The following is a 25,444-nucleotide window of genomic DNA, read 5'->3' as shown; positions in this document are numbered from 1 at the left end:
TGCTCCAGTAAACTCTATTTTATAAAACGTCTATGGCGACTTTTACGACTATTTTCCGTATCGGCGTAGCAATGTTTTTATTACAACCTGGACGATGAACATCCTGCGGGAAAAACAGGGCATAACTTCCCGGTATCATTTCAATGAATGATTCATGTTCACTGTCGTGATAAAAAATAATATCGCGCTGTTCTAATAATGACTCGCTGATTTGATTATTACCGGTATCAATGGCAACCCCAATTTTCTCTTCACCCCATGCCAGAAACTGAATATCCAGATAGCGGCGATGAACCTCCGGACGATTTTCAGCAGCATCGCGGGTGGTCATATCGATTATCTGCGCGAAGATATTTTGGCCGTCGATTTCCACTACGCCGGGTTCCAGCGTGCGAAAGTCCGTATTGCGCAGGAAATCGAGCGCCTGCTCTATGGCCGACGGTAACCGGCACGGATTAGGCTGCGCGATATGTCCAAAAATCATGATGTGGCTCCTTACAGCGCCTGAATTTTGGCCCAGACGCTGTCGTCAATGGTGATACCGTGACGGCGGTTGTCATCCAGCAATTTGGTAAATTCGTGGCCGGGCAGCCGAATCGCGACGTTGTCGTCAGCACGTTCAGCAGTGGTGATGAAATCCATAATCCGCTGCAGTTTGGCATCGCGGGTTGCGCCATCGATCAGCTTATCCACTTCTATGGCGATGAAGATCTGCGAAACGCCATACTCATCGCTGTTTTCCTGGGTCACTTCGGCAACGGAAGAACCGTTGGAAAGCAGGGTGGCAATCATGTCCAGCACAATCGACAGACCAGAGCCTTTCCAGTAACCCATTGGTAAAATGCGGCGATTTTTCTCGATAACGCCCGGTTCTTTGGTCAAATTACCTTCATCGTCAAATCCACCGTCAACAGGAAGCTCGCGGCCGGCCAGGCGGTTAACCTCCAGCATGCCGTAAGAGAACATCGACATCGACATATCTACCATAGTGATCGGCGTAGACGGGATGGCGACGATCAGCGGATTGGTACCGATACGGCACTCTTTCGCGCCCCATGGCGGCATGACGGCGATGGAGTTGGTCCAGCAAATGCCGATATAGCCTTTTTCCGCCGCCTGCCAGCCGTAGCTGCCGCCGCGCATCCAGTGGTTAGCATTACGTAACGCCACCAGGCCAATACCATGATCGGAAGCCAGCTCGATGGCCCGGTCCATCATCTTTTTCGCCGTCAGGTTGCCGATAGCGCGCTGAGCATCCCACTGTTCGATGGCGCCGAGGCTGGTAACCCGCTGCGGTTTAGCATCAGGAATAATGTCGCCGTTATCCAGTTGCTGGATGAAGCGGGGAAAGCGGTTCACGCCGTGGGAATAGACACCGGACTCGGTGGTGCGAGCGAACATTTCCGCGCAGGCGTCGGCGGTATCTTCCGCAATATTCCGCGACCGCAAGACGCGGTAGAAGGCCCCTTTTAACTCTTCGAAAGTTACTTTCATCCCTGTTCTCCTGGTCGATTGTTAGAAATTTTAGTATGTTTTTTTGTCGATAAATTTCATAATACGAAATGTAGTTCCAAATATATAGATCAAAAATTGACATGGCAACGCCAGAGAAGGTTTTTAAAAACGATTAAAATCATCGGGTTATGTTTTTTATGCTGATATCGTGAACTGCAACACACTTTGAGCTACCATCTGATCGCCCAAGAAAGGAGAGAGTTTTCTGATGAGCCAGAACAACGATAAAGAGAAGCCTGCGGGGAGTCAGAGCCTGTTTCGTGGCCTGATGTTGATAGAAATTTTGAGTAACTACCCGAACGGTTGCCCACTGGCGCACCTGTCGGAGCTGGCGGGGTTGAACAAGAGCACCGTCCATCGTTTGTTGCAGGGGCTTCAATCCTGCGGATACGTGACGCCAGCGCCGGCGGCCGGGAGCTACCGTCTGACGACAAAGTTTATTGCCGTCGGCCAAAAAGCCCTGTCATCGCTGAATATCATCCACGTTGCGGCACCGCACCTTGAGGCGCTCAACCTGACCACCGGCGAGACGGTGAATTTTTCCAGCCGTGAAGATGATCACGCTATCCTGATTTATAAGCTGGAACCGACCACCGGTATGCTGCGCACGCGCGCCTACATTGGCCAGCATATGCCGCTGTACTGCTCGGCGATGGGGAAAATTTATATGGCGTTTGGTCAGCCGGATTATGTGGCGTCTTACTGGGAAAGCCATAAAGATCAGATCCAGCCGCTGACTCGCAACACCATTACCGATTTACCAGCAATGTACGATGAGTTGGCGCAAATTCGTGAAACCAGCATGGCGATGGACCGCGAAGAAAATGAACTGGGCGTCTCCTGTATTGCCGTGCCTGTGTTTGATATTCACCATCGGGTGCCTTACGCCATTTCTATTTCACTGTCGACGTCACGGCTAAAACAGATCGGCGAGAAAAATCTGCTCAAACCGTTGCGTGAAACCGCACAGGCTATCTCTAATGAGCTGGGATTTACCGTTCGCGAATAAGACAGCTCGCCAGGTTTTATCAGGCATCTGACAAAATTTGTCCGTTTGCGTAGTGGGATCAAAGCGGCGGGGAATGGCTCTCTGGCATTCTGGCGTTTTAACGCAGGGGGAGAACAATGAACCGGTTTATTATGGCGGATGCGTCGGCGTGTATCGGGTGTCGTACCTGCGAGGTCGCCTGCGTGGTGTCGCACCAGGAACAGCAGAATAGCGCGGCGGTGACGACGGCGGACTTTGTGCCGCGTATCCGGGTGATAAAAGAGGATAGCTTCACCACGGCCACGGTCTGCCATCAGTGTGAGGACGCGCCGTGCGCGAATGTCTGCCCGGTACAGGCGATTCGCCGTGATCGGGGGCATATCTTCGTGACGCCATCGCGCTGCATTGGTTGTAAAAGCTGTATGCTGGCTTGCCCGTTTGGCGCGATGACCGTGGTGGCGTCCACGTCAGGCGCGCAGGCGATTAAATGCGATCTTTGCTGGCATCGGGAAGCGGGGCCGGCGTGCGTGGAAGCCTGCCCGACCAGTGCGTTACAGTGCGTTGACGCAGCACACGTGCAGCGCCAGCGCCTCTATTCTCAACCTTTCTGAATGTCGTTCCGGCCTGCATGATGGCCGGAATAGCCGTCAGCCTTCACGCCAGGCGCGTTCTATCTCTTCTGCCAGAATTTTTACGCCCGCCTCGATTTTGTCCGGTTCAGGCACGTAGTTCATCCGCATACACTGGTGTGTGTGCGGCCAGGGTTTATCCAGCCCGGGAAAGAAATAGTGGCCCGGCACCATCAGCACGCCGCGCGCTTTCAAGCGTTGATAGAGTAGCTCGGTGGTAATCGGCAGATCTTTAAACCACAGCCACAAAAATATTGCGCCTTCCGGTTTATGAATCAGGCAGCGTTCTTCGGATAAATAGCGACGAATGATCGCGATCGTCTGTTGAACGCGCTGATAGTAGAAAGGTTTGATAACCGTTTCCGACAGCCGCAGCAGATCGTTACGCTTAATCATTTCGCACATCATCGCCGGACCCATGCCGCCGGGCGCAAGGCTGATGATGCCGTTCATGTTGGCAATGGCGGTAATCGTCTTATCATTGGCGATGATAATCCCGCAGCGGGAACCGGGTAGTCCCAGCTTTGAGAGGCTCATGCATAGGATAATATTGGGGTTCCACAGCGGGCTCGCCTCGCTAAAGATAATGCCCGGAAACGGTACGCCATAAGCGTTATCAATCACCAGTGGGATGTTGTGCTGATTCGCCAGTCTGTCCAGCTTCATCAGCTCTTCGTCGGTGATAACGTTACCGGTTGGGTTGGTCGGGCGCGAGACGCAAATCATCCCCGTTTCTTCGCCGATGTGCAGATGCTCAAAATCGACGTGATACTTAAACTGGCCTTCCGGCAGCAGTTCAATATTCGGGCGCGCCGAAACGAAGAGGTCGTCTTCCAGACCGGAATCCGCATAGCCGATGTATTCCGGCGCAAGCGGGAATAGTACCTTTTTCGTACTGCCGTCGGCGCGACGTCCGGCGAAGAGATTAAATAAGTAGAAAAACGCGCTCTGACTGCCATTTGTCAGCGCAATATTCTGTGGTTCGATATCCCATCCCAGCGTTTCACGTAGCAGTACGGCCAGTGCATTCAGTAGCGCCGTTTTTCCCTGGGGACCGTCATAATTACAAAGCGCATCAGCGGCTTTGCCGCTTTCTACCATCTCTGTCAGTAGCGTCTGGAAATAATCCTGCATTGCAGGGATGTGTGCCGGGTTACCGCCGCCAAGCATGATGGCGCCTGGCGTGCGTAAGCCGTCGTTGAGATCCTCCATCAGGCGGGTAATGCCTGAATGGCGGGTAAATTTATCGCCGAAAAGTGAAAATGTCATAACGGGTGATCTATCGAACTGTCTGTCAAAGTGGATAACCATAACGCTACAAATGGCGGGGCGCAAATGGGGGTCAGGCGGTGGTATTGATGTTTTATGCTACAAATTTTTATCAGGTTAGTTTTTTATTTTGAAGGGGCTACCGGTACGCGAGGAGACCGGTAGCGCCACGATTAGCGGCGGCCCGCCCAGACGACCATCACCGTATCGTCGCCGTACTGGCGTACAAAACCGTACCCGTGTTTTAGCGTCAGCGTGGTTTGTTGTCCTGCGCCGATGGCGGGATGTCTGGCGCGGAACTGGCTAATACGCTGCCAGTGCGCGACGGCTGCGGCTGACTTTCCGCTCACGTCCTGCCAGTTCATATCTGAACGGGTGCCTTGCAGCGGGTCGGAGCCGGTGGGGCCGAAGGGACGAGCGGATTCATCGCCGTAAAAGATCTGCACCGCGCCCGGCGAAAGCAGCAGCAGTTCCGCCGCCTTATCACCGCTCTCACGGAAAAGGCGCGTATCATGCGAGGAGAGGTAACTTAATACGTTGAAATCCTGCATTTTATCCGCCATCTGCTGCCAGACTGGCCCCATTTCCGCCAGGCAATCGACCGCTTTCGCGGCCTGCTCCTGATAATCAAAATTGATCATCGCGTCGAAACCATAGCGATAATAGTCACTTTTCATGACGCCGTGGCCCCACGCTTCGCCAGTCATCCAGAACGGGCTATCATCCAGCGCTTTGTCCGGATTGGCCTGCTTCCACTCGCGTAATGCCGCGCTGGCCTGGGTTTTTAGCTGTTGCCAGGCAGGAAGCTCAACATTTTTGGCAGTATCGACCCGGAACCCGTCAATGCCGTAATCATGCACCCACTGGCTTAACCAGTGAGTCAGATAATCCCGTGGCGTATAGCCTTCAATGAACTTTGCTTTAGTATCAGGCTTGTTGGCATAGAACGCGGGTAGGCCGGAAGGCGTGGTAGATTCCGTTTTTATATCCGGCAGGAAGGCCAGCGACAGGGTTAAATCGTCAAATCCCGGACTGTCGTAGTCGCCAATATCGGTACGAATCCACTTTTTCCCCCACCATTTTTCCCAGGCGGCGCTGTCGCTGAAGTTGATGTAGTCGTTAAAGCTGTGCCAGCTTTGTCCGGCGGCGGGTCGCCAGTTTGTCCAGCGATCGCCGAGAATTTTTTGCCGTTCCGCGCCGGATAAATAGAGCGCGCCGAACTGATACTCCTGCATATCCGCCAGCGTGGCGTAACCGGCATGATTCATTACTACGTCAAATAAAATACGGATGCCGCGCTGGTGCGCGCCGTCGACCAGCGCGCGGAGATCGGCTTCGCTGCCCATATTGGCATCCAGCGTCGTCCAGTCCTGAGTGTAATAGCCGTGATAGGCGTAATGAGGAAAATCGCCTTTTGTTCCGCCGCCGACCCAGCCGTGGATCTGTTCAAACGGCGAGCTTATCCACAAGGCGTTCACGCCTAATTGCTGTAGATAGTCCAGTTGACTCGTCAACCCGCGCAAATCGCCGCCGTGGAAAGTGCCAATCTCTTGCATACCATCCTTATGGCGACCATAGCTGTGGTCGTTGGTTGGATCGCCATTGCGAAAGCGATCCGTAAGCACAAAATAAACGGTGGCGTTGCGCCAGTTAAAAGGCGCTGATGCATGGGTTTCCGCGCGTTCCAGCAATAAAAGCCCGTGGCTGTCGGCAGGTCGCAGCGTGATTTGTCCGTTTTGGACGGTATCGGTTTGACCACTGTAATAATCGCGCACTACCGTCCCTTCCGGAAAGGTTTGGCGAACATCCAGCGTGAGCGGCGAACCATCCCAGACGGGACACTGGTAGGCGAGCTGCGCGGTGCGTTCAGGTTCAGTTTTTATCGATAACAACAGGGTCGGCGTACCGGATCGGGTATCTACCGTTATCGTATAGTCGCCATCTTTAAACAAACGCCATTGCGGCGGCGCGCCTTCGCAGGGTTTTAACGACAACATCTGGTTGAGTTTTATGGCGCCGGAGGGCTGCCAGCACTGCTGGTCAATATGGAGCGTTAACGCGCGTGTACCTTTTGTTAATGCAGCATGGCTGGTAAAGCGTCCGGTTTCCTGCGTCGAGAACGTTGGAAAACCGGGCGAGGTCCATGATGAGGCGATCGCGATACCGGGTATCAGCGTCAGAGCGAAGGCGGCAAGTTTCATCACGCTATCCTTTGTGGGCAATATTCATCAGCTTGCCTGGTTTTTAGGCGAATGAACTCCTCCCCCGCAGAGAGTCGCGCAGGAGGAGGCGCGAGGGTGAGCGACGAGGCGCAAAAAAACGCCTCTATTTGCGATAAGTACCACATTTTATTGGCATTATTGCTGTCTGTTATCGTTAATAGTTGACATAGTTTCGGATTAAGACTATTCCCTGAGGTGCTTTTTAAGCCTATTTTTGCTAGAATTTGGGGTTCAAACCTTAACTTCGTGAAAAATAAAAGGTGTTGGAATGTATCAATCCGACCAGGAGACCTAATGATATTGACTCCCATGCGACGATATGGGGCAATGATTCTTATGTTACTCACCATCGCATTTTCGGGTGAGGTGCTGGCAAAGACGCACGCAACGCAAACGAGTCAAAAGTCCCACATAACCGAGAAAAGTTATAAACAGGTTAGCAGTAAACAAGAGTATTCTCGCAATAGTGCAAAGAGCAGTTCACTTCCTGATTTGCGAAAATACCCTTCCGGAACCCCCAGAAAAAAAGCGTTTCTCCGGACCGTTATGCCTTACATCACCAGCCAAAATGCCGCGATTACCGCGGACCGTAATTGGCTGATCTCAAAACAGTACCAGAACCGCTGGTCGCCGTCTGAACGCGCGCGTATGAAAGATATCGCGAAGCGCTATAAAGTGAGCTGGTCCGGCAACACGCGTCGTATTCCGTGGAATACGTTGCTGGAGCGCGTCGACATTATCCCAACCAGCATGGTGGCGACGATGGCGGCGGCGGAAAGCGGCTGGGGAACCTCTAAACTGGCGCGTAGCAACAATAACCTGTTCGGCATGAAGTGCACGAAAGGGCGTTGTACCAATACGCCGGGTAAGGTGAAAGGTTACTCGCAATTCGCGTCGGTTGAGGAGTCGGTGAGCGCGTATGTCGCCAACCTGAACACGCATCCGGCTTATTCTTCTTTCCGCAAGTCGCGCGCCCAACTGCGTAAGGCGGATCAGGAAGTCACCGCCACGGCGATGATTCATAAGCTGAAGGGTTACTCTACCCAGGGGTCGCGCTATAACAACTACTTGTTCGCGATGTACCAGGACAACCAGCGTCTGATCGCCGCGCATATGTAATTCTGTGTGCCGGATGGCGCTACGCTATCCGGCTTACAAGGCATCTGTAGGCTGGATAAACTACAACAACGCTTCACTATGCTGGTCGCGATACTCCTTAGGCGTAGTGACGTACTCCTTTTTAAACACCGAATAGAAATATTGCAGTGACGGGTAGCCGCACATTTGCGAAATTTCGTTTATCGCCAACGTGGTAGAAATCAACAAACTACGCGCTTTTTCCAGCTTTTCGGCGTGGATCAGCGCATGTATCGTCTCGCCAACTTCTTCCTTAAAACGTTTTTCCAGGTTTGAACGTGAAATCCCAACCGCATCCAGCACCTGCTCGACTTTAATGCCCTTACAGGCATGGTTACGAATAAAGTGCATCGCCTGGATAACCGCCGGATCGGTCAGGGAGCGATAGTCTGTCGAGCGGCGCGCAATGACGCGCACCGGCGGCACCAGAATGCGCTGTAACGGCATCTCTTCGCGCGCCAGCAAACGGTGCAGCAGCTTCGCCGCCTGATAGCCCATTTGCCGCGCCCCCTGCGCGACGGAGGAAAGCGCGACGCGCGACAGATAACGGGTTAACTCTTCGTTATCAATACCGATAACGCAAAGTTTTTCCGGCACCGGAATATGCAGGTGTTCGCAGGCCTGCAATACGTGGCGGGCGCGGGCATCCGTTACGGCAATGATGCCGGTTTGCGGCGGCAGCGTCTGAAGCCAGTCGGCGAGGCGATTTTGCGCGTGCTGCCAGTTTTCCGGCGCGGTTTCCAGCCCCTGATAGACTACGCCGCGGTATTTTTCCTCGGCGACCAGCTGGCGAAAGGCGTATTCCCGTTCCGCCGCCCAATGTTTGCGGCTGGAGTCGGGCAAACCGTAAAACGCGAAGCGGTTGACGCCTTTTTCTTTTAAATGCAGGAAGGCGCTTTCAACGAGCGCATGATTATCGGTGGCGATGTAATGAACGGCGGGATAATTTTCAGCAAGATGGTAAGAACCGCCGACCCCGACAATGGGTACGTCGACATCGGCCAATAATTGCGCGATATCGTCATCATCGTAATCGGCAATAACGCCGTCGCCTAACCACTCTTTAATGTTATCGATACGGGCACGGAAATCTTCCTCAATAAATATATCCCATTCGGATTGCGAGGCTTGTAAATATTCACCCACCCCCTCCACTACCTGACGGTCATAGGCTTTATTCGCGTTAAATAACAGAGTGATACGGTGACGTTTATCAAACATGAGGATATATCCTGCAAAAGTGAACCTGGACTCATGGATACTATCAAAACGGCTGACATAACGGTCTGGCGAATGATGACAAATTATTTTGCGCCTGAAACGTTATGCGAAATTCATCACAGCAAACGGCGGATGACAATTGTCATTTCTTATCTATATATTACGGTTTTTTGTTTATTTGCCAGGATTCGATCGCGATCGCTTTTTTCTTCTGTGGTTTTCAGCGTTTTTTTGAGAGCCAGAGCACATTTGGGGATTCTCTTAATAGCGGTGTGAAATAACGTAATTGAGCAATAAATCAGGAAATTCCAGTATGACGTTATGTCGTTTACTTGCCGTCTTATCTGATTATGGAGCTCACTATGCAGGCTTATTTTGACCAACTCGATCGTGTTCGCTATGAAGGCCCTCAATCGACTAACCCGCTGGCATTTCGTCATTACAATCCCGACGAGCTGGTTTTAGGTAAACGTATGGAAGATCACCTGCGTTTCGCGGCCTGTTACTGGCATACCTTCTGCTGGAACGGCGCGGATATGTTTGGCGTAGGCGCGTTTAATCGTCCGTGGCAGCAACCGGGCGAAGCGCTGGAGCTGGCGAAACGCAAAGCGGACGTGGCGTTTGAATTTTTCCACAAACTGAATGTGCCTTTTTATTGCTTCCATGACGTGGATGTGTCGCCGGAAGGCGCGTCGTTGAAAGAATATAAAAACAACTTCGCGCAGATGGTGGATGTGCTGGCGGCGAAACAGGAGCAGAGCGGCGTAAAACTGCTGTGGGGAACGGCGAACTGCTTTACCAACCCGCGCTATGGCGCAGGCGCCGCCACTAACCCGGACCCGGAAGTCTTTAGCTGGGCGGCGACGCAAGTGGTTACGGCAATGAACGCCACGCATAAACTGGGCGGCGAAAATTACGTCCTGTGGGGCGGGCGCGAAGGTTATGAAACGTTGCTGAATACCGATCTGCGCCAGGAACGCGAACAGATTGGCCGCTTTATGCAAATGGTGGTCGAGCACAAACATAAAATGGGTTTCCAGGGCACGCTGCTGATTGAACCGAAACCGCAGGAACCGACAAAACATCAGTATGATTATGACGTTGCAACGGTCTATGGTTTCCTCAAACAGTTCGGCCTGGAAAAAGAGATCAAAGTGAATATTGAGGCGAACCACGCGACGCTGGCGGGCCATTCGTTCCACCATGAAATCGCGACCGCTATCGCGCTGGGTATTTTTGGCTCCGTTGACGCCAACCGCGGCGATGCGCAACTGGGCTGGGATACCGATCAGTTCCCGATTAGCGTTGAAGAGAACGCGCTGGTGATGTACGAAATCCTGAAAGCGGGCGGATTCACGACGGGCGGTCTCAACTTCGACGCCAAAGTTCGTCGCCAGAGCACCGATAAATACGATCTGTTCTACGGTCATATCGGCGCAATGGATACGATGGCGTTGTCGCTGAAAATCGCCGCGCGTATGGTTGAAGACGGCGAGCTGGATAAACGCGTGGCGAAGCGCTATGCCGGCTGGAATGGCGAGCTGGGGCAGCAGATTCTGAAAGGACAACTCTCCTTAGGCGAACTGGCGCAGTATGCGGAGCAGCACAATCTGGCGCCAGTACATCAAAGCGGTCATCAGGAGCTGTTAGAAAATCTGGTTAACCGTTATCTGTTTGATAAATAACCCTATCTACCGGGCGACTCCGCGTTAGCCCGGCCTGTAGTCGTGATTAGCCCGGTAAGCGTAGCGCTGCCGGGCGCTTTCAGTAAAGGAACCCACAATATGTATATCGGGATCGATCTTGGTACATCGGGTGTAAAGGCTATCCTGTTGAATGAGCAGGGCGATGTGCTGGCTACGCATACTGAAAAACTGACCGTATCGCGTCCGCATCCCTTATGGTCGGAACAGGAACCAGAGCAGTGGTGGCAGGCGACGGATCGTGCGGTTAAAGGTTTAGGTCGGCAACAGTCGTTAAGTGGCGTTCGGGCGTTGGGCATCGCCGGACAAATGCATGGCGCGACATTGCTTGATAGCCGTCAGCAGGTTCTGCGACCAGCGATTTTATGGAATGACGGACGCTGTAGCGAAGAGTGCGCCTGGCTGGAAAAACAGGTGCCGCAGTCGCGTGCGATAACCGGTAATCTGATGATGCCCGGTTTTACCGCGCCCAAATTAGTCTGGGTGCAGCGCCACGAACCGGATATTTTCCGCCAGATAGACAAAGTTCTGCTGCCGAAAGATTTTCTGCGGCTGCGAATGACGGGCGTCTTTGCCAGCGATATGTCGGATGCGGCAGGAACGATGTGGCTGGACGTGAAAAAGCGCGACTGGAGCGACGTTATGCTCAACGCCTGTCATTTAACCCGACAGCAGATGCCAGCGTTATTTGAAGGTAGTGACATTACCGGAACGTTGCTGCCAGAGGTAGCCAGCGCATGGGGTATGCCAGCAGTACCTGTGGTGGCGGGCGGCGGCGACAATGCGGCTGGCGCGGTCGGCGTAGGAATGATCGATGCCGGACAGGCGATGCTCTCACTTGGAACATCGGGCGTCTATTTTGCCGTCAGCGACGGCTTTCTGAGTAAACCGGAGAGCGCAGTACACAGTTTTTGCCATGCGCTGCCGGAACGCTGGCATTTAATGTCTGTAATGTTGAGCGCCGCCTCTTGTCTGGACTGGGCGGCTAAACTCACCGGGCAGAAGAACGTCCCGACGCTGATTGCCGCCGCGCAGCTGGCGGATGAGCATACCGATCCGATCTGGTTTTTGCCGTACCTGTCCGGCGAGCGCACGCCGCACAATAATCCGCAGGCAAAAGGCGTTTTCTTTGGTTTAACCCATCAGCATGGCCCGGCGGAACTGGCGCGGGCGGTACTGGAAGGCGTGGGATATGCTCTGGCGGATGGCATGGATGTGGTTCACGCCTGCGGCGTCAAACCCGCCAGCGTGACGCTTATCGGCGGCGGAGCGCGCAGCGAATACTGGCGTCAGATGCTATCTGATATTAGCGGGCTACAGCTTGATTATCGTACTGGCGGCGATGTGGGGCCAGCGCTGGGCGCGGCGCGTCTGGCGCAAATTGCGGTGAATAAACAGACTCCGCTCGCCGATGTATTGCCGCAGTTGCCGCTGGAGCAGGCGCATTATCCTGATGCGCAGCGTCATGCGGTTTATCAACAACGTCGTGAAACCTTCCGTCGACTCTATCAGCAGCTGTTGCCGTTGATGTCATAAGTCAGAATGCCTTTCGGTTTTGGCTGAAAGGCATTTTCCGTAAATATTGATTCTTTTGAATTATATCGAAGTAAGTATGTGTGTTTTCTGATTTTTATATTATTGCTGAACAGGCGCCTTTTTCATTGCTATTTCTTCGCTTAATGTGTCTCACTCAACCACAAGGAGAGTGAGATGGACGATCACGTTGCGCGTAGGAAACGGATGTTCGGCCTGGGAATGTTAGTTGTCGGTGCAGTGGTATACCTGGTGGGACTGTGGCCAGGCTGTCATACATTAAGCGAAAAGGGATATTTTTTTGCGGCAATCGTCATGTGCGGTTTTCCTGTCTTAATTCGCCAGGAACACACGGGGAATGACCGCTTGCTTTCTCGTTGTAAATCTTTGCTGTTGCTTGGCATCGGCATGGTCGCGGTCGGCGTATTTAACCTGGCGCTGGCGGGCGCGCTGAAAATACTGTGTCTGGTGGCGCTGGGGGTCAGTATATATGGAACCGATCTTTACGCTTCCTACAGTGATGATGAATGATGGCCGGAGCCATCATTGTCGTTTAGCTAACCCATTTCCGTTTATCAATACGCTGTAACAGCATGGAAAGTAGCAGGCTTCCTGTCACCGTCGCGGCAAAAACCCACACGATGTCTAACGGCGGCCAACGTTTTAACTCCAGACCATTAGTACGTAGCGCATGGATAATCAGCGCGTGGAAACCATAAATACCCAGCGAGTGGCGGGAGATAAGCCCCAGTCCAGGTAACGTCCGCGCATTCAGCTTATTTTTAACTACCGTGAACAGTGAGACGGCGCAAATAAACACCATGGGACCGCAATACAGATACCAGGTATCGGCAAAATTTCCGCGCCAGCGTAATTCATGCAATGTGCCGCGAGAAATAACAAATACCGCGATGATGAACAGGGCAGTGCAGATAAGCGTCAGCGATGGCTTTTGCGTCTCCATCATTCCAATGGCGCGGCCCAGGATACCGTAGAGAATGTAGTAGAACGTGTCGCCGCTGATATACAGATTGATGGGCAACCATTCAACGCCGCCGATTTTTTGCGGCACAGTATTTGGGTTAGCAATAATACCAATGACCACCATCAGCGTCAGGAGCATTTTGCCGCTCACGTTTTTTACCTGGATTAATGGCGATACCAGGTAGATCACCGCAATCGCAAAGAAAAACCACAGGTGGTAAAACACGGGTTTTTGCAGCGCATTTTTTAGCGAAAGCTCGACGTTGATCGAAGTAAAAAGTGAAATGTAAGCCAGGGCGACAACGCTGTAAAAGATAAGGCACAGGGCGATACGTAAAAAATGCCGCGGTTGCGCGCAGCGCTCGCCAAAAAAAAGATAGCCTGAAATCATAAAAAACAGGGGAACGCTAACGCGCGAAGCCGAATTCAGGACATTCGCAATATCCCAGTTTAGCGGGCTGACGCTGTGGGCGTTGGTGATGTACCACGTTGTAGTATGGATCATCACTACCATTAAACAGGCGATCCCTCGCAGGTTATCAATCCAGTTAATTTTAGGCTGCATCAGTTCCTCAGCTTCCGTTTCAATAGAGTTCCAGCGCGGTGGCTCACTGGAAAAATCTGACTTTCTACGCTACATCTTGTGATGGCGTAAGGAGATTCGCACAATGTGTCTGCTACCCACAAACCTTAATAATAAGACTGACCAGCAAACCAGACGGTAATAAAAATGATAATGAAGTATTTCTGTACTGTGATGATAGCCATCGCTCTGGTGGGATGCACAGCGACACCGCCACCGACGCAAAAAGCCCAGCAGAGTAAAGTGAGCCCAACACGCACGCTGGATATGGAAGCATTGTGTAAAGCTCAGGCGGCGCAGCGTTACAACACTGGCGCACAGAAAATTGCTGTTACCGGCTTCGAGCAGTTTCAGGGGAGCTATGAGATGCGTGGTAATACCTTCCGTAAAGAGAGTTTTGTCTGCTCTTTTGATGCAGATGGGCAGTTTTTACATCTTTCTATGCGGTAAAAGCCGCGCCTGGTGAGGTGTGATGCCGCGAAATCCGGCAATTTTCGCTAAACAAACCGGTTTCATACTGTATATCTCGCATCCAGCGGGTATACTGGCTCCTTCCTTTAAATCCACACGTATCCAGCACGAAATAATATGCAAAAGTTTGATACCAGGACATTCCAGGGCTTGATCCTGACCTTACAGGATTACTGGGCTCGCCAGGGCTGCACCATTGTTCAACCATTGGACATGGAAGTTGGCGCGGGAACTTCTCATCCAATGACCTGCCTGCGCGCGCTGGGGCCAGAGCCGATGGCGACTGCCTATGTGCAGCCTTCTCGTCGTCCGACCGATGGCCGCTACGGCGAAAACCCGAACCGCTTACAGCACTACTATCAGTTTCAGGTGGTGATTAAGCCATCTCCGGAGAATATTCAGGAGCTGTATCTCGGTTCTCTGAAAGAGCTGGGTATGGACCCGACCATTCACGATATCCGTTTCGTGGAAGATAACTGGGAGAACCCGACGCTGGGCGCCTGGGGACTCGGCTGGGAAGTGTGGCTGAATGGCATGGAAGTGACGCAGTTCACCTACTTCCAGCAGGTCGGCGGCCTGGAGTGCAAGCCGGTGACCGGTGAAATCACCTACGGTCTGGAACGTCTGGCGATGTATATCCAGGGCGTGGACAGCGTTTACGACCTGGTCTGGAGCGATGGCCCGCTGGGTAAAACCACCTACGGCGACGTGTTCCATCAGAACGAAGTGGAGCAGTCCACCTATAACTTTGAATACGCCGATGTGGATTTCTTATTCACCTGCTTCGAGCAGTATGAGAAAGAAGCCCAGCAGCTGCTGGCGCTGGAAAACCCGCTGCCGCTGCCGGCCTACGAGCGTATTCTGAAAGCCGCCCATAGCTTCAACCTGCTGGATGCGCGTAAAGCTATCTCCGTCACCGAACGTCAGCGCTACATTTTGCGTATTCGCACCCTGACCAAAGCAGTGGCAGAGGCTTATTATGCTTCCCGTGAAGCCCTCGGCTTCCCGATGTGCAACAAAGACAAGTAAGAGGCGGCCATGTCTGAGAAAACTTTTCTGGTGGAAATCGGCACTGAAGAGCTGCCACCAAAAGCACTGCGCAGTTTGGCTGAGTCCTTTGCTGCGAACTTCACTGCGGAGCTGGATAACGCCGGCCTCGCGCACGGTAACGTTGAATGGTTTGCCGCCCCGCGCCGTCTGGCGCTGAAAGTGGCGAATCTTGCTGAATCTCAGCCCGATCGCGAAGTCGAAAAACGTGGTCCGGCGATTGCCCAGGCGTTCGACGCCGAAGGCAAACCGAGCAAAGCGGCAGAAGGCTGGGCGCGCGGCTGCGGGATCACCGTTGATCAGGCCGAGCGTCTGAAGACCGACAAAGGCGAATGGCTGCTGTATCGCGCCCACGTGAAGGGCGAAAGTACCGAAGCGCTGGTGCCGAACATGGTAGCCACCTCGCTGGCGAAACTACCGATCCCGAAACTGATGCGCTGGGGCGCGTCTGACGTCCACTTCGTGCGTCCGGTGCACACCGTGACCCTGCTGTTGGGCGATAAGGTCATTCCGGCGACCATCCTGGGCATTCAGTCTGACCGCATCATTCGCGGCCATCGCTTTATGGGTGAGCCGGAGTTCACTATCGACAATGCTGACCAGTACCCGCAAATTCTGCTGGAGCGCGGTAAAGTCATTGCCGACTACGAAGCGCGTAAAGCCAAAATCAAAGCGGACGCCGAAGAAGCAGCACGTAAGATTGGCGGTAATGCCGACCTGAGCGAAAGCCTGCTGGAAGAGGTCGCCTCGCTGGTGGAATGGCCGGTGGTATTGACGGCGAAATTCGAAGAGAAATTCCTCGCCGTGCCTGCCGAAGCGCTGGTGTACACCATGAAGGGCGACCAGAAGTATTTCCCGGTTTATGACAACGCGGGCAAGCTGCTGCCAAACTTTATCTTCGTCGCGAACATCGAATCGAAAGATCCGACCCAGATTATCTCCGGTAACGAGAAAGTGGTGCGTCCGCGTCTGGCGGATGCCGAATTCTTCTTCAACACCGACCGTAAAAAACGTCTGGAAGATCATCTGCCGCGTCTGCAAACCGTGCTGTTCCAGCAACAGCTGGGCACGCTGCGCGACAAGACCGACCGTATTCAGGCGCTGGCGGGCTGGATTGCCGGTCAGATTGGCGCTGACGTTAACCACGCCACTCGTGCGGGCCTGCTCTCCAAGTGCGACCTGATGACCAACATGGTCTTCGAGTTCACCGACACCCAGGGTGTGATGGGGATGCACTACGCGCGTCACGATGGTGAAGCGGAAGATGTCGCTGTGGCGCTGAACGAGCAGTATCAGCCGCGCTTTGCCGGTGATGACCTGCCGTCTAACCCGGTGGCCTGCGCGCTGGCGATCGCCGATAAGATGGATACTCTGGCGGGTATCTTCGGTATCGGTCAGCATCCGAAAGGCGACAAAGACCCGTTTGCGCTGCGTCGTGCCGCGCTGGGCGTGCTGCGCATCATTGTTGAGAAGAACCTCAACCTTGATCTGCAAACGCTGACTGAAGAAGCGGCGCGTCTGTATGGCGACAAGCTGACCAATGCCAACGTAGTCGATGATGTGATCGACTTTATGCTGGGTCGCTTCCGCGCCTGGTATCAGGATGAAGGTTACACCGTCGACACCATCCAGGCGGTACTGGCGCGTCGTCCGACCCGTCCGGCAGATTTCGATGCTCGTATGAAAGCGGTATCGCACTTCCGTACCCTGGAAGAAGCCTCTGCGCTGGCGGCGGCGAACAAGCGCGTCTCCAACATCCTGGCGAAAGCCACTGAGCCGCTGAACGATATCGTCCACGCCTCCGTACTGAAAGAAGCGGCGGAAATTGAGTTGGCCAGACATCTGGTTGTGCTGCGTGATAAGCTTCAGCCGTACTTTGCCGATGGTCGTTATCAGGAAGCGTTGATTGAGCTGGCTGCTCTGCGCGCGCCGGTGGATGAATTCTTCGAAAATGTTATGGTTAACGCGGAAGAGAAAGATATCCGTATCAACCGCCTGACGCTGTTGTCGAAACTACGCGAACTGTTCCTGCAGGTTGCGGATATTTCGTTACTGCAATAAGCGTTCAGTTAATTAAACAAAAACCTGCTCTCGGGCAGGTTTTTTTATTTTTAACGTAATGGTAATTCCGTCAGACAGGTCTGGCTGTCATCTCTGGTGGCAATGGCATGTGACGCCGTTTTACCGTTGTAGCTTACTTCCAGCGTCCCTTCCATATTGCGCGGTAGCCAAACACCGATAAATCCGTTTCGATAGCTTTGCATCTCTTTTTGTACGATGACAGCGCCTTTACTGTCTGTCACTTTTACAGTGAACGGTTTATTCGGCATTTCTCCCTGACAGCCGGAAAGGCTGTGGTTAAAACAGGGGTGTGTCCGCCATTCATAGGGCGCAAAAGAGAGATAGAATTTGTCGCCTAACGGCAGCGTATAAATCTGCTCTCCGTCAGATAATTTGAGCTCGGTACTGGTAATCGACGCGGAGTAAGGCAAAGGACGGCTCTGCGGCGTCTGATCAATCGTATCCACGATCTGCTCAACCGTTTTTCCCGCCAGCCCATGTTGCGCCAGAAAAGCGGATTCTGCGGATGCCGCAAGCGCGGAGCCGCTGGCGCATAAACCCAAAAGTAATAACCATGATGATTTCGACATAACTTCAATTCCTTGTGAACAATCTCCCTGCCTACTATAGGGGTTCCCCTAAGGGAAAGGTCAAAGGAACGCAGGGTAAAGTAATGCAAAGTTATGCTGGGGGAGAGGGGGAATTGGAATAAAAAAAATCCCCGCCATCAGGCAGGGATTCAAAATTCTGAGCTTTTTAAGCTTACAGGCTGGTTACGTTGCCAGCTGCCGGGCCTTTAGCGCCGCTTTCGATGGTGAAGGAAACTTTCTGACCTTCGTCCAGAGATTTGTAACCATCGTTCTGAATAGCGGAGAAGTGTACGAACACGTCTTTAGAACCGTCATCAGGAGTAATAAAGCCGAAGCCTTTATCAGCGTTGAACCATTTTACGATACCAGTCATTTTACCGGACATAGTGTATTACCTTTTAAAAAATAAGTGTGCCTTTCGGCGTTATGGCGTGCTTTACAGATTTTTTAAGCGTTAAGGAAATGCGCACTACGAGGGGTATCTAATGGATAACTCTTGAAGGGACTTGCCTTACTAAACTGCTTTAATGGTCTGTACGTCAAACCGTTGAGCACATTAACTCATGTAATGCCGGGCGATGCAACTTTTATTTTACTTTATTTCTCCAGGTCAGGAATCGAGCGGGGAAAACGGTCCTTGCGCAGGACCGTTAAAACAGAAAGGGGTAAAAATTACTCCATCAATTGCTTACTTAAGCGTGGGTTTGCCTGTATCAGGCGCATCAATTTGAGCTCTGCTGGCGTGGGTTTTTCGCGTTTCGATTCCCATTCCTGAACCATGGCAACCGTTACGCCCAGCGCTCTGGCGAATTCATCTGTTTTTAGTCCCGTCCCTCTCCGTAACTGTTCAAATTCGGTAAAAGGATTGGGTTTTTGCGTCAGGGTGATCTTTCGCGTTTCATCTTTAAAAACAATTTGTTCCAGGCTGCTCAGCAGCTCAAACATCGGATCTTTATATTCCATTGAGAACTCCTGTAAATCACACAGCGGGATCGTGAAGTGCATCGAAGCCTCTTAAGAATAGTCGGGAAACTTGCGGGTGGGGGGTGACGCGCCGCCAGGAAGCGCTATCGATTCGTTTCGATGCCTTACGCTACGCGACTTTTAGGACGCTAACAATTTGATCCAGGAAGGTATATCCGTCTTTCAGAAAATAATTGTAAAGATTAAAAAAATATTACATCCCCCGCTGGAAAGCTTTCTTGCCGCGTTTTTTATCGCAGTGTCAGGTCAAAAATTAACAATAAAATAACAAATTAAGCATTGATGCAGATAAACATAATTTTCCGCTACAAGATCGCGTGGAAAGGGTATCCTGCAAGCCTGACCTGGACTATCCTTGTAAGCCGTCAGGCACGCAGGTGTCGTTGTGCGCATTTTTGGGTGAAAGGAGTATTAACAATGGCGACAGGTAAGTCCTGCTCTCGCTGGTTTGCGCCTGTTGTGGCGTTATTAATGGTGTTTAGCCTGAGCGGGTGTTTTGATAAAGAAGGCGATCAGCGCAAAGCGTTTGTCGATTTCCTGCAGAATACAGCAATGCGTAGCGGAGAGCGTTTACCAACGCTGACGGCCGATCAGAAAAAACAGTTTGGTCCGTTCGTGTCTGATTACGCGATACTGTATGGCTACTCGCAGCAGGTAAACCAGGCGATGGATTCCGGTCTGCGCCCGGTGGTCGATAGCGTTAACGCCATCCGCGTTCCGCAGGATTATATGACGCAACGTGAGCCGCTGCGGCAGGCAAATGGTTCGTTAGGCGTGCTGGCGCAACAGTTGCAGAATGCAAAACTGCAGGCTGATGCCGCGCATGGCGCGTTAAAGCAGGCCGATGACCTGAAGCCTGTGTTTGATCAGGTCTACAAAAAAGTGGTCACCGTGCCGGCAGATGCTTTGCAGCCGCTGATCCCGGCGGCGCAGATCTTTACGCAGCAGTTGGTACAAGTGGGCGATTATATTGCGCAACAGGGCGAGCAGGTGAGCTTTGTCGCGAACGGCATTCAGTTCCCGACCTCACAGCAGGCCAGCCAATATAATGCGCTGATTGGGCCGTTGGCCTCGCAGCATCAGGCGTTTAATCAGGCCTGGACGGCGGCGGTAAACGCGACTCAGTAATGACAGTCTGCCCGATAAGCGCAAGCCAGCGCTTATCGGGCCTGTAGCGTTATCCCGCCGCCTGCGGATTGACGCAGTTCTTCTCTATTTTTCCCTGCAGCGCATCAATCAAATTATCCACCGCACAGGCCATCATGTTATAGCGCGTCTCATGCGTTGCCGAGCCAATATGCGGCACCGCGACGACATTAGACATGTTCAGCAGGGGGGAATCCACGGATAGCGGTTCCTGTTCAAAAACATCCAGACCTGCCGCATATATTTCACCGTTTTGCAGCGCGGCAATCAGCGCGTTTTCATCGACCACCGGGCCGCGTCCGGCATTAATAAAAATGGCGGACGATTTCATTCTGGCAAACTGTGTTGCGCCAAACAGATGTCGCGTTTCTGCCGTTAGCGGCAGGATCACGCAGACAAAATCAGCCTCCTGCAACAGCGTATCCAGATCGCAGTAGCGGGCGTTAAAACGGTCTTCCGCCTCCTGATGCCGCCGACGGGCGTGATAGAGAACCGGCATGGTAAACCCAAAGTACGCCCGCTGCGCCAGCGCCATCCCGATACGCCCCATCCCAACGATACCGAGTGTTTTGTGATGCACATCGACGCCAAACCACGCCGGGCCAATGCTTTCTGTCCATTCACCCGCTTTAACCCGTTCTGCGACGTCCACCACGCGGCGGGCAGTGGTCAGCATCAACGCCATCACCGTATCGGCAACGGTTTCCGTCAAAACGGCAGGCGTGTGCATCAGGACTATTTTGCGGGCAGTAAGGGCGTCCACCTCGACATTATCGTATCCCACCGAGATGGTTGACGCCGCGCGTAGCGCCGGCATTTTTTCCAGCAGCGCGCGGTTAACGGTTTCGCTGGCGCCCAGAAGGCCTTGCGCGCTGGCAAATGCCTGCGCGTGTCGCGCTACCGTTTCCGGATGCAGGTTCGGTACCTGGGTGACGGTAAAATGCGCCTCCAGGCGATGCAGCAAATCATCAGGCAGGGTTTTGTAGAGAATGATGGACGGCTTCATGCGACTCTCCGTAAATCAAAAGGTAAGCGCGGCATGCGCCAACCGGAACAGGCTTATTATTAACCCGTTTAGCCATCATCGACCAGCCAATTTCCCCGCTGTCGGCAGCCGTGTCGTGGTAAATAATGAATGAATACCGAGTAATGCGCGATGTATCCGGTTTGGCGAGGGAATGGCGAGGGAGTAATGCAGGCCGGGTAAAGCATACCGCTTTACCCGGTACGGTAGTTTACTGCAATGGACTCAAGGTAATTTCGACGCGGCGGTTTTGCGCCTTACCTTCTGCCGTACTGTTGCTGGCGATCGGATTCGCCGGCCCCATTCCGCTGGTACGGATACGGCTGGCGTCGACGCCCTGGGTGATCAGCGAGCTGGCGACGGAGTCAGCACGCTGCTGCGACAGACGCATATTCAGATCGTGGCTACCGGTACTGTCGGTGTAGCCCACCACATTGACGGCGGTCTTGGGATACTCTTTCAGCACCATCGCCACGCCGGTCAGCGTGTTAGCGCCTGCCGGTTTCAGCGTCGCGCTGCTGCTGTCGAAGGTGACATTATTCGGCATATTCAGAATGATATTATCACCGCTTCGTGTCACGCTAACGCCTGTGCCCCGCATTTTGTCACGCAGTTTCGCTTCCTGTACGTCCATGTAGTAACCCACGCCGCCGCCCAGCGCCGCGCCAGCCGCCGCGCCAATCAGCGCGCCTTTACCGCGATCTTTTTTGGAGGAGGAGAGCGCGCCGATGCCTGCGCCGACCAGCGATCCAATACCCGCGCCAATGCCGGATTTACCTGCTTCGCGTTCGCCGGTGTAAGGGTTTGTTGTGCAGCCAGATACTGCCAGGGCGCCGCTCACGATGGCAGCAATCACAAATACACGTTTTTTCATCTTAAATCCTTATCACTTTTTTATTTTTACCACAGCGACCGTGGCGGTTGATTATGACGTCTGCACATGAAGAAAATTCCAGGGAAAACTCTGAAATTTGTAAGTAACATTGATCGGCAAAATAAATAATCCCAATAATTCAGGAGCGAACCTTGACCCACGTACCATCGCGTCATTCGGTATTGACCGCCGCACACTGGGGGCCAGTCCGCGTTGAAACCGACGGAGAACGCATTTTTGCCTCGTATGGCGAACTCCCGACGGCACACCAAAACTCCCTGCAAACCGTTGTGCATGACCAGGTTCACAGTAAAACGCGGGTTCGCTTCCCGATGGTGCGTAAAGGGTTCCTGGCTTCTCCCGATAAGCCGCAAGGCATACGCGGGCAGGATGAGTTTGTTCGCGTAAGTTGGGATGACGCGCTGGATCTGATCCACGCTCAGCACAAACGTATTCGCGAAAGTTATGGACCATCGTCCATCTTCGCCGGCTCCTACGGTTGGCGTTCGAACGGCGTATTGCATAAAGCGGCTACGCTATTGCAGCGTTACATGGCGCTGGCGGGAGGGTATACCGGCCATCTTGGCGATTATTCCACCGGCGCGGCGCAGGCTATCATGCCTTATGTAGTGGGTGGCAACGAGGTTTACCAGCAGCAGACTAGCTGGCCGGTGGTGCTGGAACACAGCGAGGTGGTGGTGCTCTGGAGCGCGAACCCGCTGAATACTCTGAAAATTGCCTGGAACGCCTCGGATGAACAGGGGCTCGACTATTTTGCGGCGTTGCGACAAAGCGGCAAGCGCCTGATCTGCATCGATCCGATGCGATCGGAAAGCGTCGACTTTTTTGGCGATAAGATGGAGTGGATCGCCCCGCATATGGGCACCGATGTGGCGTTAATGTTGGGGATCGCCCATACGCTGGTGGAAAACGATTGGCAGGATGAAGCGTTCCTTGCCCGCTGCACGACGGGTTATGACCGTTTCGCCGACTATCTTTTGGGCAAGACCGACGGTACGGCCAAAACAGCGGAATGGGCGGCGGAAATTTGCGGCGTTTCTGCGGTGAAAATTCGTGAACTGGCGGAAATATTTCATCATAACACCACCATGTTGATGGCCGGTTGGGGAATGCAGCGTCAGCAGTTCGGCGAGCAAAAGCACTGGATGATCGTCACGCTGGCCGCAATGCTGGGGCAAATTGGTACGCCTGGCGGCGGGTTTGGTTTTTCTTATCATTTTGCTAACGGCGGAAACCCGACGCGCCGCGCCGCCGTGTTAGCCTCGATGCAGGGAAGCATCCCTGGCGGGGTCGATGCGGTAGATAAAATACCGGTGGCGCGTATTGTCGAGGCGCTGGAAAACCCCGGTGGGTTTTACCAACACAATGGGATGGATCGCCGCTTCCCGGATATTCGTTTTATCTGGTGGGCGGGCGGCGCGAACTTTACCCATCATCAGGATACCAACCGTCTGATTCGCGCGTGGCAAAAACCGGAACTGGTCGTTATCTCGGAATGTTTCTGGACGGCCGCCGCGAAACACGCGGATATTGTTCTGCCTGCGACCACCAGCTATGAGCGTAACGATTTAACCATGACCGGCGACTATAGCAATCAGCATTTGGCGCCGATGAAGCAGGTCGTGTCGCCCCGGTGGGAGGCGCGGAATGATTTTGACGTTTTTGCTGAACTGAGCGAACGGTGGGAAGCCGGCGGTTACGCTCGGTTCACCGAAGGAAAAAGCGAGCTGGCGTGGCTGGAGACTTTCTACAATATTGCCGCCCAGCGTGGCGCCAGCCAGGGGGTGACGCTGCCGCCGTTTGCCGCATTCTGGCAGGCTAACCGTTTACTGGAGATGCCGGAAAATCCCGCCAACGCGCAGTTTGTGCGCTTCGCGGATTTTCGCCGCGATCCTGATAACCATCCGCTAAAAACGGCCAGCGGCAAAATCGAAATCTATTCTGCGCGCATTGCCAGCTATGGTTACGCGGATTGTCCCGGCCATCCGATGTGGCTGGTGCCGGATGAGTGGCACGGGAACGCTGATGCGGGGCAGGTTCAGCTACTTTCCGCGCATCCGGCGCACCGTCTGCATAGCCAGCTTAACTACAGTTCGTTACGGGAGCGGTATGCGGTAGCCGGACGCGAACCGGTGACGATTCATCCGCAGGATGCGACAACGCGCGGAATCGTCGATGGCGATACGGTACGCGTCTGGAATCATCGCGGGCAGGTTCTGGCGGGCGCGGTCGTTACCGACGGAATTCGGCCTGGCGTGATCTGTATTCACGAAGGCGCATGGCCGGACCCTGAACCTACCGCAGGCGGCATATGCAAAAACGGCGCGGTAAACGTCCTGACAAAAGATCTTCCCAGTTCCCGGCTGGGGAACGGTTGTGCGGGCAACACCGCGCTGGTCTGGTTTGAGAAATATACCGGCCCGGCGCTACCGCTTACGGCGTTTGATCCGCCTGCCAACTCATAATCCAGGTGGGGTGGGCGGTATCCTCCTGCCAGGCGCTATCTTCAATACGAAAACCAAGCGCATGGTAGAAGTTTACGGCGGATTGATTTTTCTGGTAAACCTCAAGGCTCAGCAGAGGAAAACGTTGCTGGACATATTCCAGAAGCGCTTTGCCAATGCCGTGTCTTAACGCGTCGGGGGCGACAAACAGCGCCCCGACAAAACGGGCTTCCAGTACGCTGACGAAGCCTTTCAGTTGTCCATTTTCCTCCCATACCCAGGTTTGCGCGGCGGGTAAATAGACGTCGCGTACAATTGCTTCGCTCTCGTGCCAGTAACGTTCTTCGATAAAGGGATGGGCATAAATGGTACTTTTCATCCACAGCGCCAGAATAGACGCCATGTCTTCACTCTGGGATTTGCGAATCATGTTTTTCTCCCGGATGGCAAAAACAGCCGGTAATATGGTCGTTGACCAGTCCGCACGCCTGCATAAAGGAGTAACAGATAGTCGTACCGACAAACTTGAAGCCGCGTTTTTTCAATGCCTTAGCAAGCGCATCGGACGCAGGTGTTGAGGTAGGGATCTCATCCAGGCTGGCCGCCTGGGTGATCTGCGGCTGGCCATCAACGAATGACCAGACAAAATCGGCGAAAGACTCGCCGTTTTGCTCCATCGCAAGCCAGGCGCGGGCGTTACTGATAATGGCCTGAATTTTACCGCGATGTCGTATGATGCCCGTGTTCTGCAGCAGGCGTTCAACATCTTCCTCCTGCATAGCTGCGATGTGTATCGGGTCAAATTGATGAAAACAGGCGCGGTAGCTCTCCCTCTTTTTAAGCACGGTGATCCAGGATAAACCGGCCTGTTGACCTTCAAGACAGATCATTTCAAACAGCTTTCTGCTATCGGTTTCCGGTACGCCCCACTCGTTATCATGATAGGCAATATAAAGGGGGTCCTGGCTGACCCAGTCGCAACGCTGCATAGACTTCCT

24 protein-coding genes are annotated in these 25,444 nt (G+C 53.3%); 11 read left to right on the top strand and 13 right to left on the bottom strand.

Annotated features, from left to right (window positions below; translation table 11 throughout):
* Positions 1 to 19 precede the first annotated feature (19 nt).
* Both J4645_RS19335 and yiaK read right to left on the bottom strand, forming a co-directional pair.
* Entirely contained in the window at positions 20 to 484 is a 465-nt protein-coding gene (locus J4645_RS19335) for a YhcH/YjgK/YiaL family protein (protein WP_000576104.1), read from the bottom strand.
* 11 nt (positions 485 to 495) lie between these two features.
* Positions 496 to 1,494 (bottom strand): 3-dehydro-L-gulonate 2-dehydrogenase, encoded by a 999-nt coding sequence (gene yiaK, locus J4645_RS19330; protein ID WP_000869005.1) that lies wholly within the window; start codon positions 1,492 to 1,494, stop codon positions 496 to 498.
* 229 nt (positions 1,495 to 1,723) lie between these two features.
* Here yiaK and yiaJ point away from each other — a divergent pair, with 229 nt between their 5' ends.
* On the top strand, positions 1,724 to 2,524 hold the full coding sequence (gene yiaJ / locus J4645_RS19325) for an IclR family transcriptional regulator YiaJ (RefSeq protein ID WP_000081340.1): 801 nt from the start codon (positions 1,724 to 1,726) through the stop codon (positions 2,522 to 2,524).
* A 116-nt stretch (positions 2,525 to 2,640) separates the two neighbouring features.
* On the top strand, positions 2,641 to 3,114 hold the full coding sequence (locus J4645_RS19320) for a 4Fe-4S dicluster domain-containing protein (protein ID WP_001078819.1): 474 nt from the start codon (positions 2,641 to 2,643) through the stop codon (positions 3,112 to 3,114).
* 36 nt (positions 3,115 to 3,150) lie between these two features.
* Here the strand turns inward: J4645_RS19320 and avtA are convergent, their stop codons facing one another.
* Entirely contained in the window at positions 3,151 to 4,401 is a 1,251-nt protein-coding gene (avtA, locus tag J4645_RS19315; protein ID WP_208209005.1) for a valine--pyruvate transaminase, read from the bottom strand.
* A gap of 173 nt (positions 4,402 to 4,574) precedes the next feature.
* Positions 4,575 to 6,602 carry an alpha-amylase gene (locus J4645_RS19310; RefSeq protein WP_023215190.1) on the bottom strand — a complete coding sequence of 676 codons (2,028 nt, stop codon included), beginning with the start codon at positions 6,600 to 6,602 and terminating at the stop codon, positions 4,575 to 4,577.
* 315 nt (positions 6,603 to 6,917) lie between these two features.
* On the opposite strand from J4645_RS19310, the gene J4645_RS19305 reads away from it, so the two are divergent.
* Complete coding sequence (locus J4645_RS19305; protein ID WP_001562170.1) at positions 6,918 to 7,742, top strand: protein bax; 825 nt, start codon at positions 6,918 to 6,920, stop codon at positions 7,740 to 7,742.
* Positions 7,743 to 7,802: 60 nt separating this feature from the next.
* Here the strand turns inward: J4645_RS19305 and xylR are convergent, their stop codons facing one another.
* Positions 7,803 to 8,981, bottom strand: coding sequence for a D-xylose utilization transcriptional activator XylR (gene xylR, locus J4645_RS19300; RefSeq protein WP_000459824.1), 1,179 nt, complete (start codon positions 8,979 to 8,981; stop codon positions 7,803 to 7,805).
* Positions 8,982 to 9,343: 362 nt separating this feature from the next.
* Between xylR and xylA the strand changes: the two genes are divergently transcribed.
* The 3 genes from xylA (at position 9,344) to J4645_RS19285 (ending at position 12,748) form a co-directional block, all read left to right on the top strand.
* On the top strand, positions 9,344 to 10,666 hold the full coding sequence (xylA, locus tag J4645_RS19295) for a xylose isomerase (RefSeq protein ID WP_001149561.1): 1,323 nt from the start codon (positions 9,344 to 9,346) through the stop codon (positions 10,664 to 10,666).
* A 99-nt stretch (positions 10,667 to 10,765) separates the two neighbouring features.
* Positions 10,766 to 12,220 (top strand): xylulokinase, encoded by a 1,455-nt coding sequence (gene xylB, locus J4645_RS19290; RefSeq protein WP_000275322.1) that lies wholly within the window; start codon positions 10,766 to 10,768, stop codon positions 12,218 to 12,220.
* Between the two features lie 174 nt (positions 12,221 to 12,394).
* Positions 12,395 to 12,748 carry a YiaA/YiaB family protein gene (locus J4645_RS19285; protein ID WP_001635944.1) on the top strand — a complete coding sequence of 118 codons (354 nt, stop codon included), beginning with the start codon at positions 12,395 to 12,397 and terminating at the stop codon, positions 12,746 to 12,748.
* A 22-nt stretch (positions 12,749 to 12,770) separates the two neighbouring features.
* Here the strand turns inward: J4645_RS19285 and J4645_RS19280 are convergent, their stop codons facing one another.
* Positions 12,771 to 13,766: an acyltransferase gene (locus tag J4645_RS19280; protein ID WP_001182573.1), complete on the bottom strand. Its 996-nt coding sequence runs from the start codon at positions 13,764 to 13,766 to the stop codon at positions 12,771 to 12,773.
* Positions 13,767 to 13,931: 165 nt separating this feature from the next.
* On the opposite strand from J4645_RS19280, the gene J4645_RS19275 reads away from it, so the two are divergent.
* From J4645_RS19275 to glyS, 3 genes are all read left to right on the top strand, one after another.
* Positions 13,932 to 14,234 (top strand): YsaB family lipoprotein, encoded by a 303-nt coding sequence (locus tag J4645_RS19275; RefSeq protein ID WP_000605592.1) that lies wholly within the window; start codon positions 13,932 to 13,934, stop codon positions 14,232 to 14,234.
* A 138-nt stretch (positions 14,235 to 14,372) separates the two neighbouring features.
* A complete protein-coding gene (gene glyQ, locus J4645_RS19270) occupies positions 14,373 to 15,284 on the top strand; it encodes a glycine--tRNA ligase subunit alpha (protein ID WP_001168556.1) in 912 nt (303 codons plus the stop codon).
* Positions 15,285 to 15,293: 9 nt separating this feature from the next.
* Entirely contained in the window at positions 15,294 to 17,363 is a 2,070-nt protein-coding gene (gene glyS, locus J4645_RS19265; RefSeq protein ID WP_023215189.1) for a glycine--tRNA ligase subunit beta, read from the top strand.
* A 50-nt stretch (positions 17,364 to 17,413) separates the two neighbouring features.
* Here glyS and cueP read toward each other — a convergent pair whose 3' ends face one another.
* From cueP to J4645_RS19250, 3 genes are all read right to left on the bottom strand, one after another.
* Positions 17,414 to 17,953: a copper-binding periplasmic metallochaperone CueP gene (gene cueP, locus J4645_RS19260; protein WP_000047140.1), complete on the bottom strand. Its 540-nt coding sequence runs from the start codon at positions 17,951 to 17,953 to the stop codon at positions 17,414 to 17,416.
* Between the two features lie 172 nt (positions 17,954 to 18,125).
* Positions 18,126 to 18,338 carry an RNA chaperone/antiterminator CspA gene (gene cspA, locus J4645_RS19255; RefSeq protein WP_000014594.1) on the bottom strand — a complete coding sequence of 71 codons (213 nt, stop codon included), beginning with the start codon at positions 18,336 to 18,338 and terminating at the stop codon, positions 18,126 to 18,128.
* Between the two features lie 287 nt (positions 18,339 to 18,625).
* Entirely contained in the window at positions 18,626 to 18,916 is a 291-nt protein-coding gene (locus J4645_RS19250; RefSeq protein ID WP_000455790.1) for an HTH-type transcriptional regulator, read from the bottom strand.
* Between the two features lie 438 nt (positions 18,917 to 19,354).
* On the opposite strand from J4645_RS19250, the gene J4645_RS19245 reads away from it, so the two are divergent.
* Complete coding sequence (locus tag J4645_RS19245; protein WP_000190524.1) at positions 19,355 to 20,065, top strand: DUF3053 domain-containing protein; 711 nt, start codon at positions 19,355 to 19,357, stop codon at positions 20,063 to 20,065.
* A 49-nt stretch (positions 20,066 to 20,114) separates the two neighbouring features.
* Here the strand turns inward: J4645_RS19245 and ghrB are convergent, their stop codons facing one another.
* Together ghrB and J4645_RS19235 are read right to left on the bottom strand one after the other, a co-directional pair.
* Entirely contained in the window at positions 20,115 to 21,089 is a 975-nt protein-coding gene (ghrB, locus tag J4645_RS19240) for a glyoxylate/hydroxypyruvate reductase GhrB (protein WP_023215188.1), read from the bottom strand.
* A 229-nt stretch (positions 21,090 to 21,318) separates the two neighbouring features.
* Positions 21,319 to 21,981, bottom strand: a complete 663-nt coding sequence (locus J4645_RS19235; protein ID WP_000747548.1) for an OmpA family lipoprotein — start codon at positions 21,979 to 21,981, stop codon at positions 21,319 to 21,321.
* A gap of 152 nt (positions 21,982 to 22,133) precedes the next feature.
* Here J4645_RS19235 and J4645_RS19230 point away from each other — a divergent pair, with 152 nt between their 5' ends.
* On the top strand, positions 22,134 to 24,467 hold the full coding sequence (locus J4645_RS19230; protein WP_000150094.1) for a molybdopterin guanine dinucleotide-containing S/N-oxide reductase: 2,334 nt from the start codon (positions 22,134 to 22,136) through the stop codon (positions 24,465 to 24,467).
* Here the strand turns inward: J4645_RS19230 and J4645_RS19225 are convergent.
* Both J4645_RS19225 and tag read right to left on the bottom strand, forming a co-directional pair.
* Positions 24,436 to 24,876 (bottom strand): N-acetyltransferase, encoded by a 441-nt coding sequence (locus J4645_RS19225; RefSeq protein WP_000619902.1) that lies wholly within the window; start codon positions 24,874 to 24,876, stop codon positions 24,436 to 24,438. The genes J4645_RS19230 and J4645_RS19225 overlap by 32 nt on opposite strands.
* Complete coding sequence (tag, locus tag J4645_RS19220; RefSeq protein ID WP_001188425.1) at positions 24,854 to 25,435, bottom strand: DNA-3-methyladenine glycosylase I; 582 nt, start codon at positions 25,433 to 25,435, stop codon at positions 24,854 to 24,856. The genes J4645_RS19225 and tag overlap by 23 nt, the downstream gene beginning before the upstream one ends.
* Between the last annotated feature and the right edge of the window lie 9 nt (positions 25,436 to 25,444).

The sequence above is a fragment of the Salmonella sp. 32082101201600294FB01SM01 genome (assembly GCF_017572865.1).
Classification (GTDB): Bacteria; Pseudomonadota; Gammaproteobacteria; order Enterobacterales; family Enterobacteriaceae; genus Salmonella; species Salmonella enterica.
Note: the sequence above shows the minus strand (reverse complement) of the source record. Positions and strands in the feature narration are given on the sequence as shown.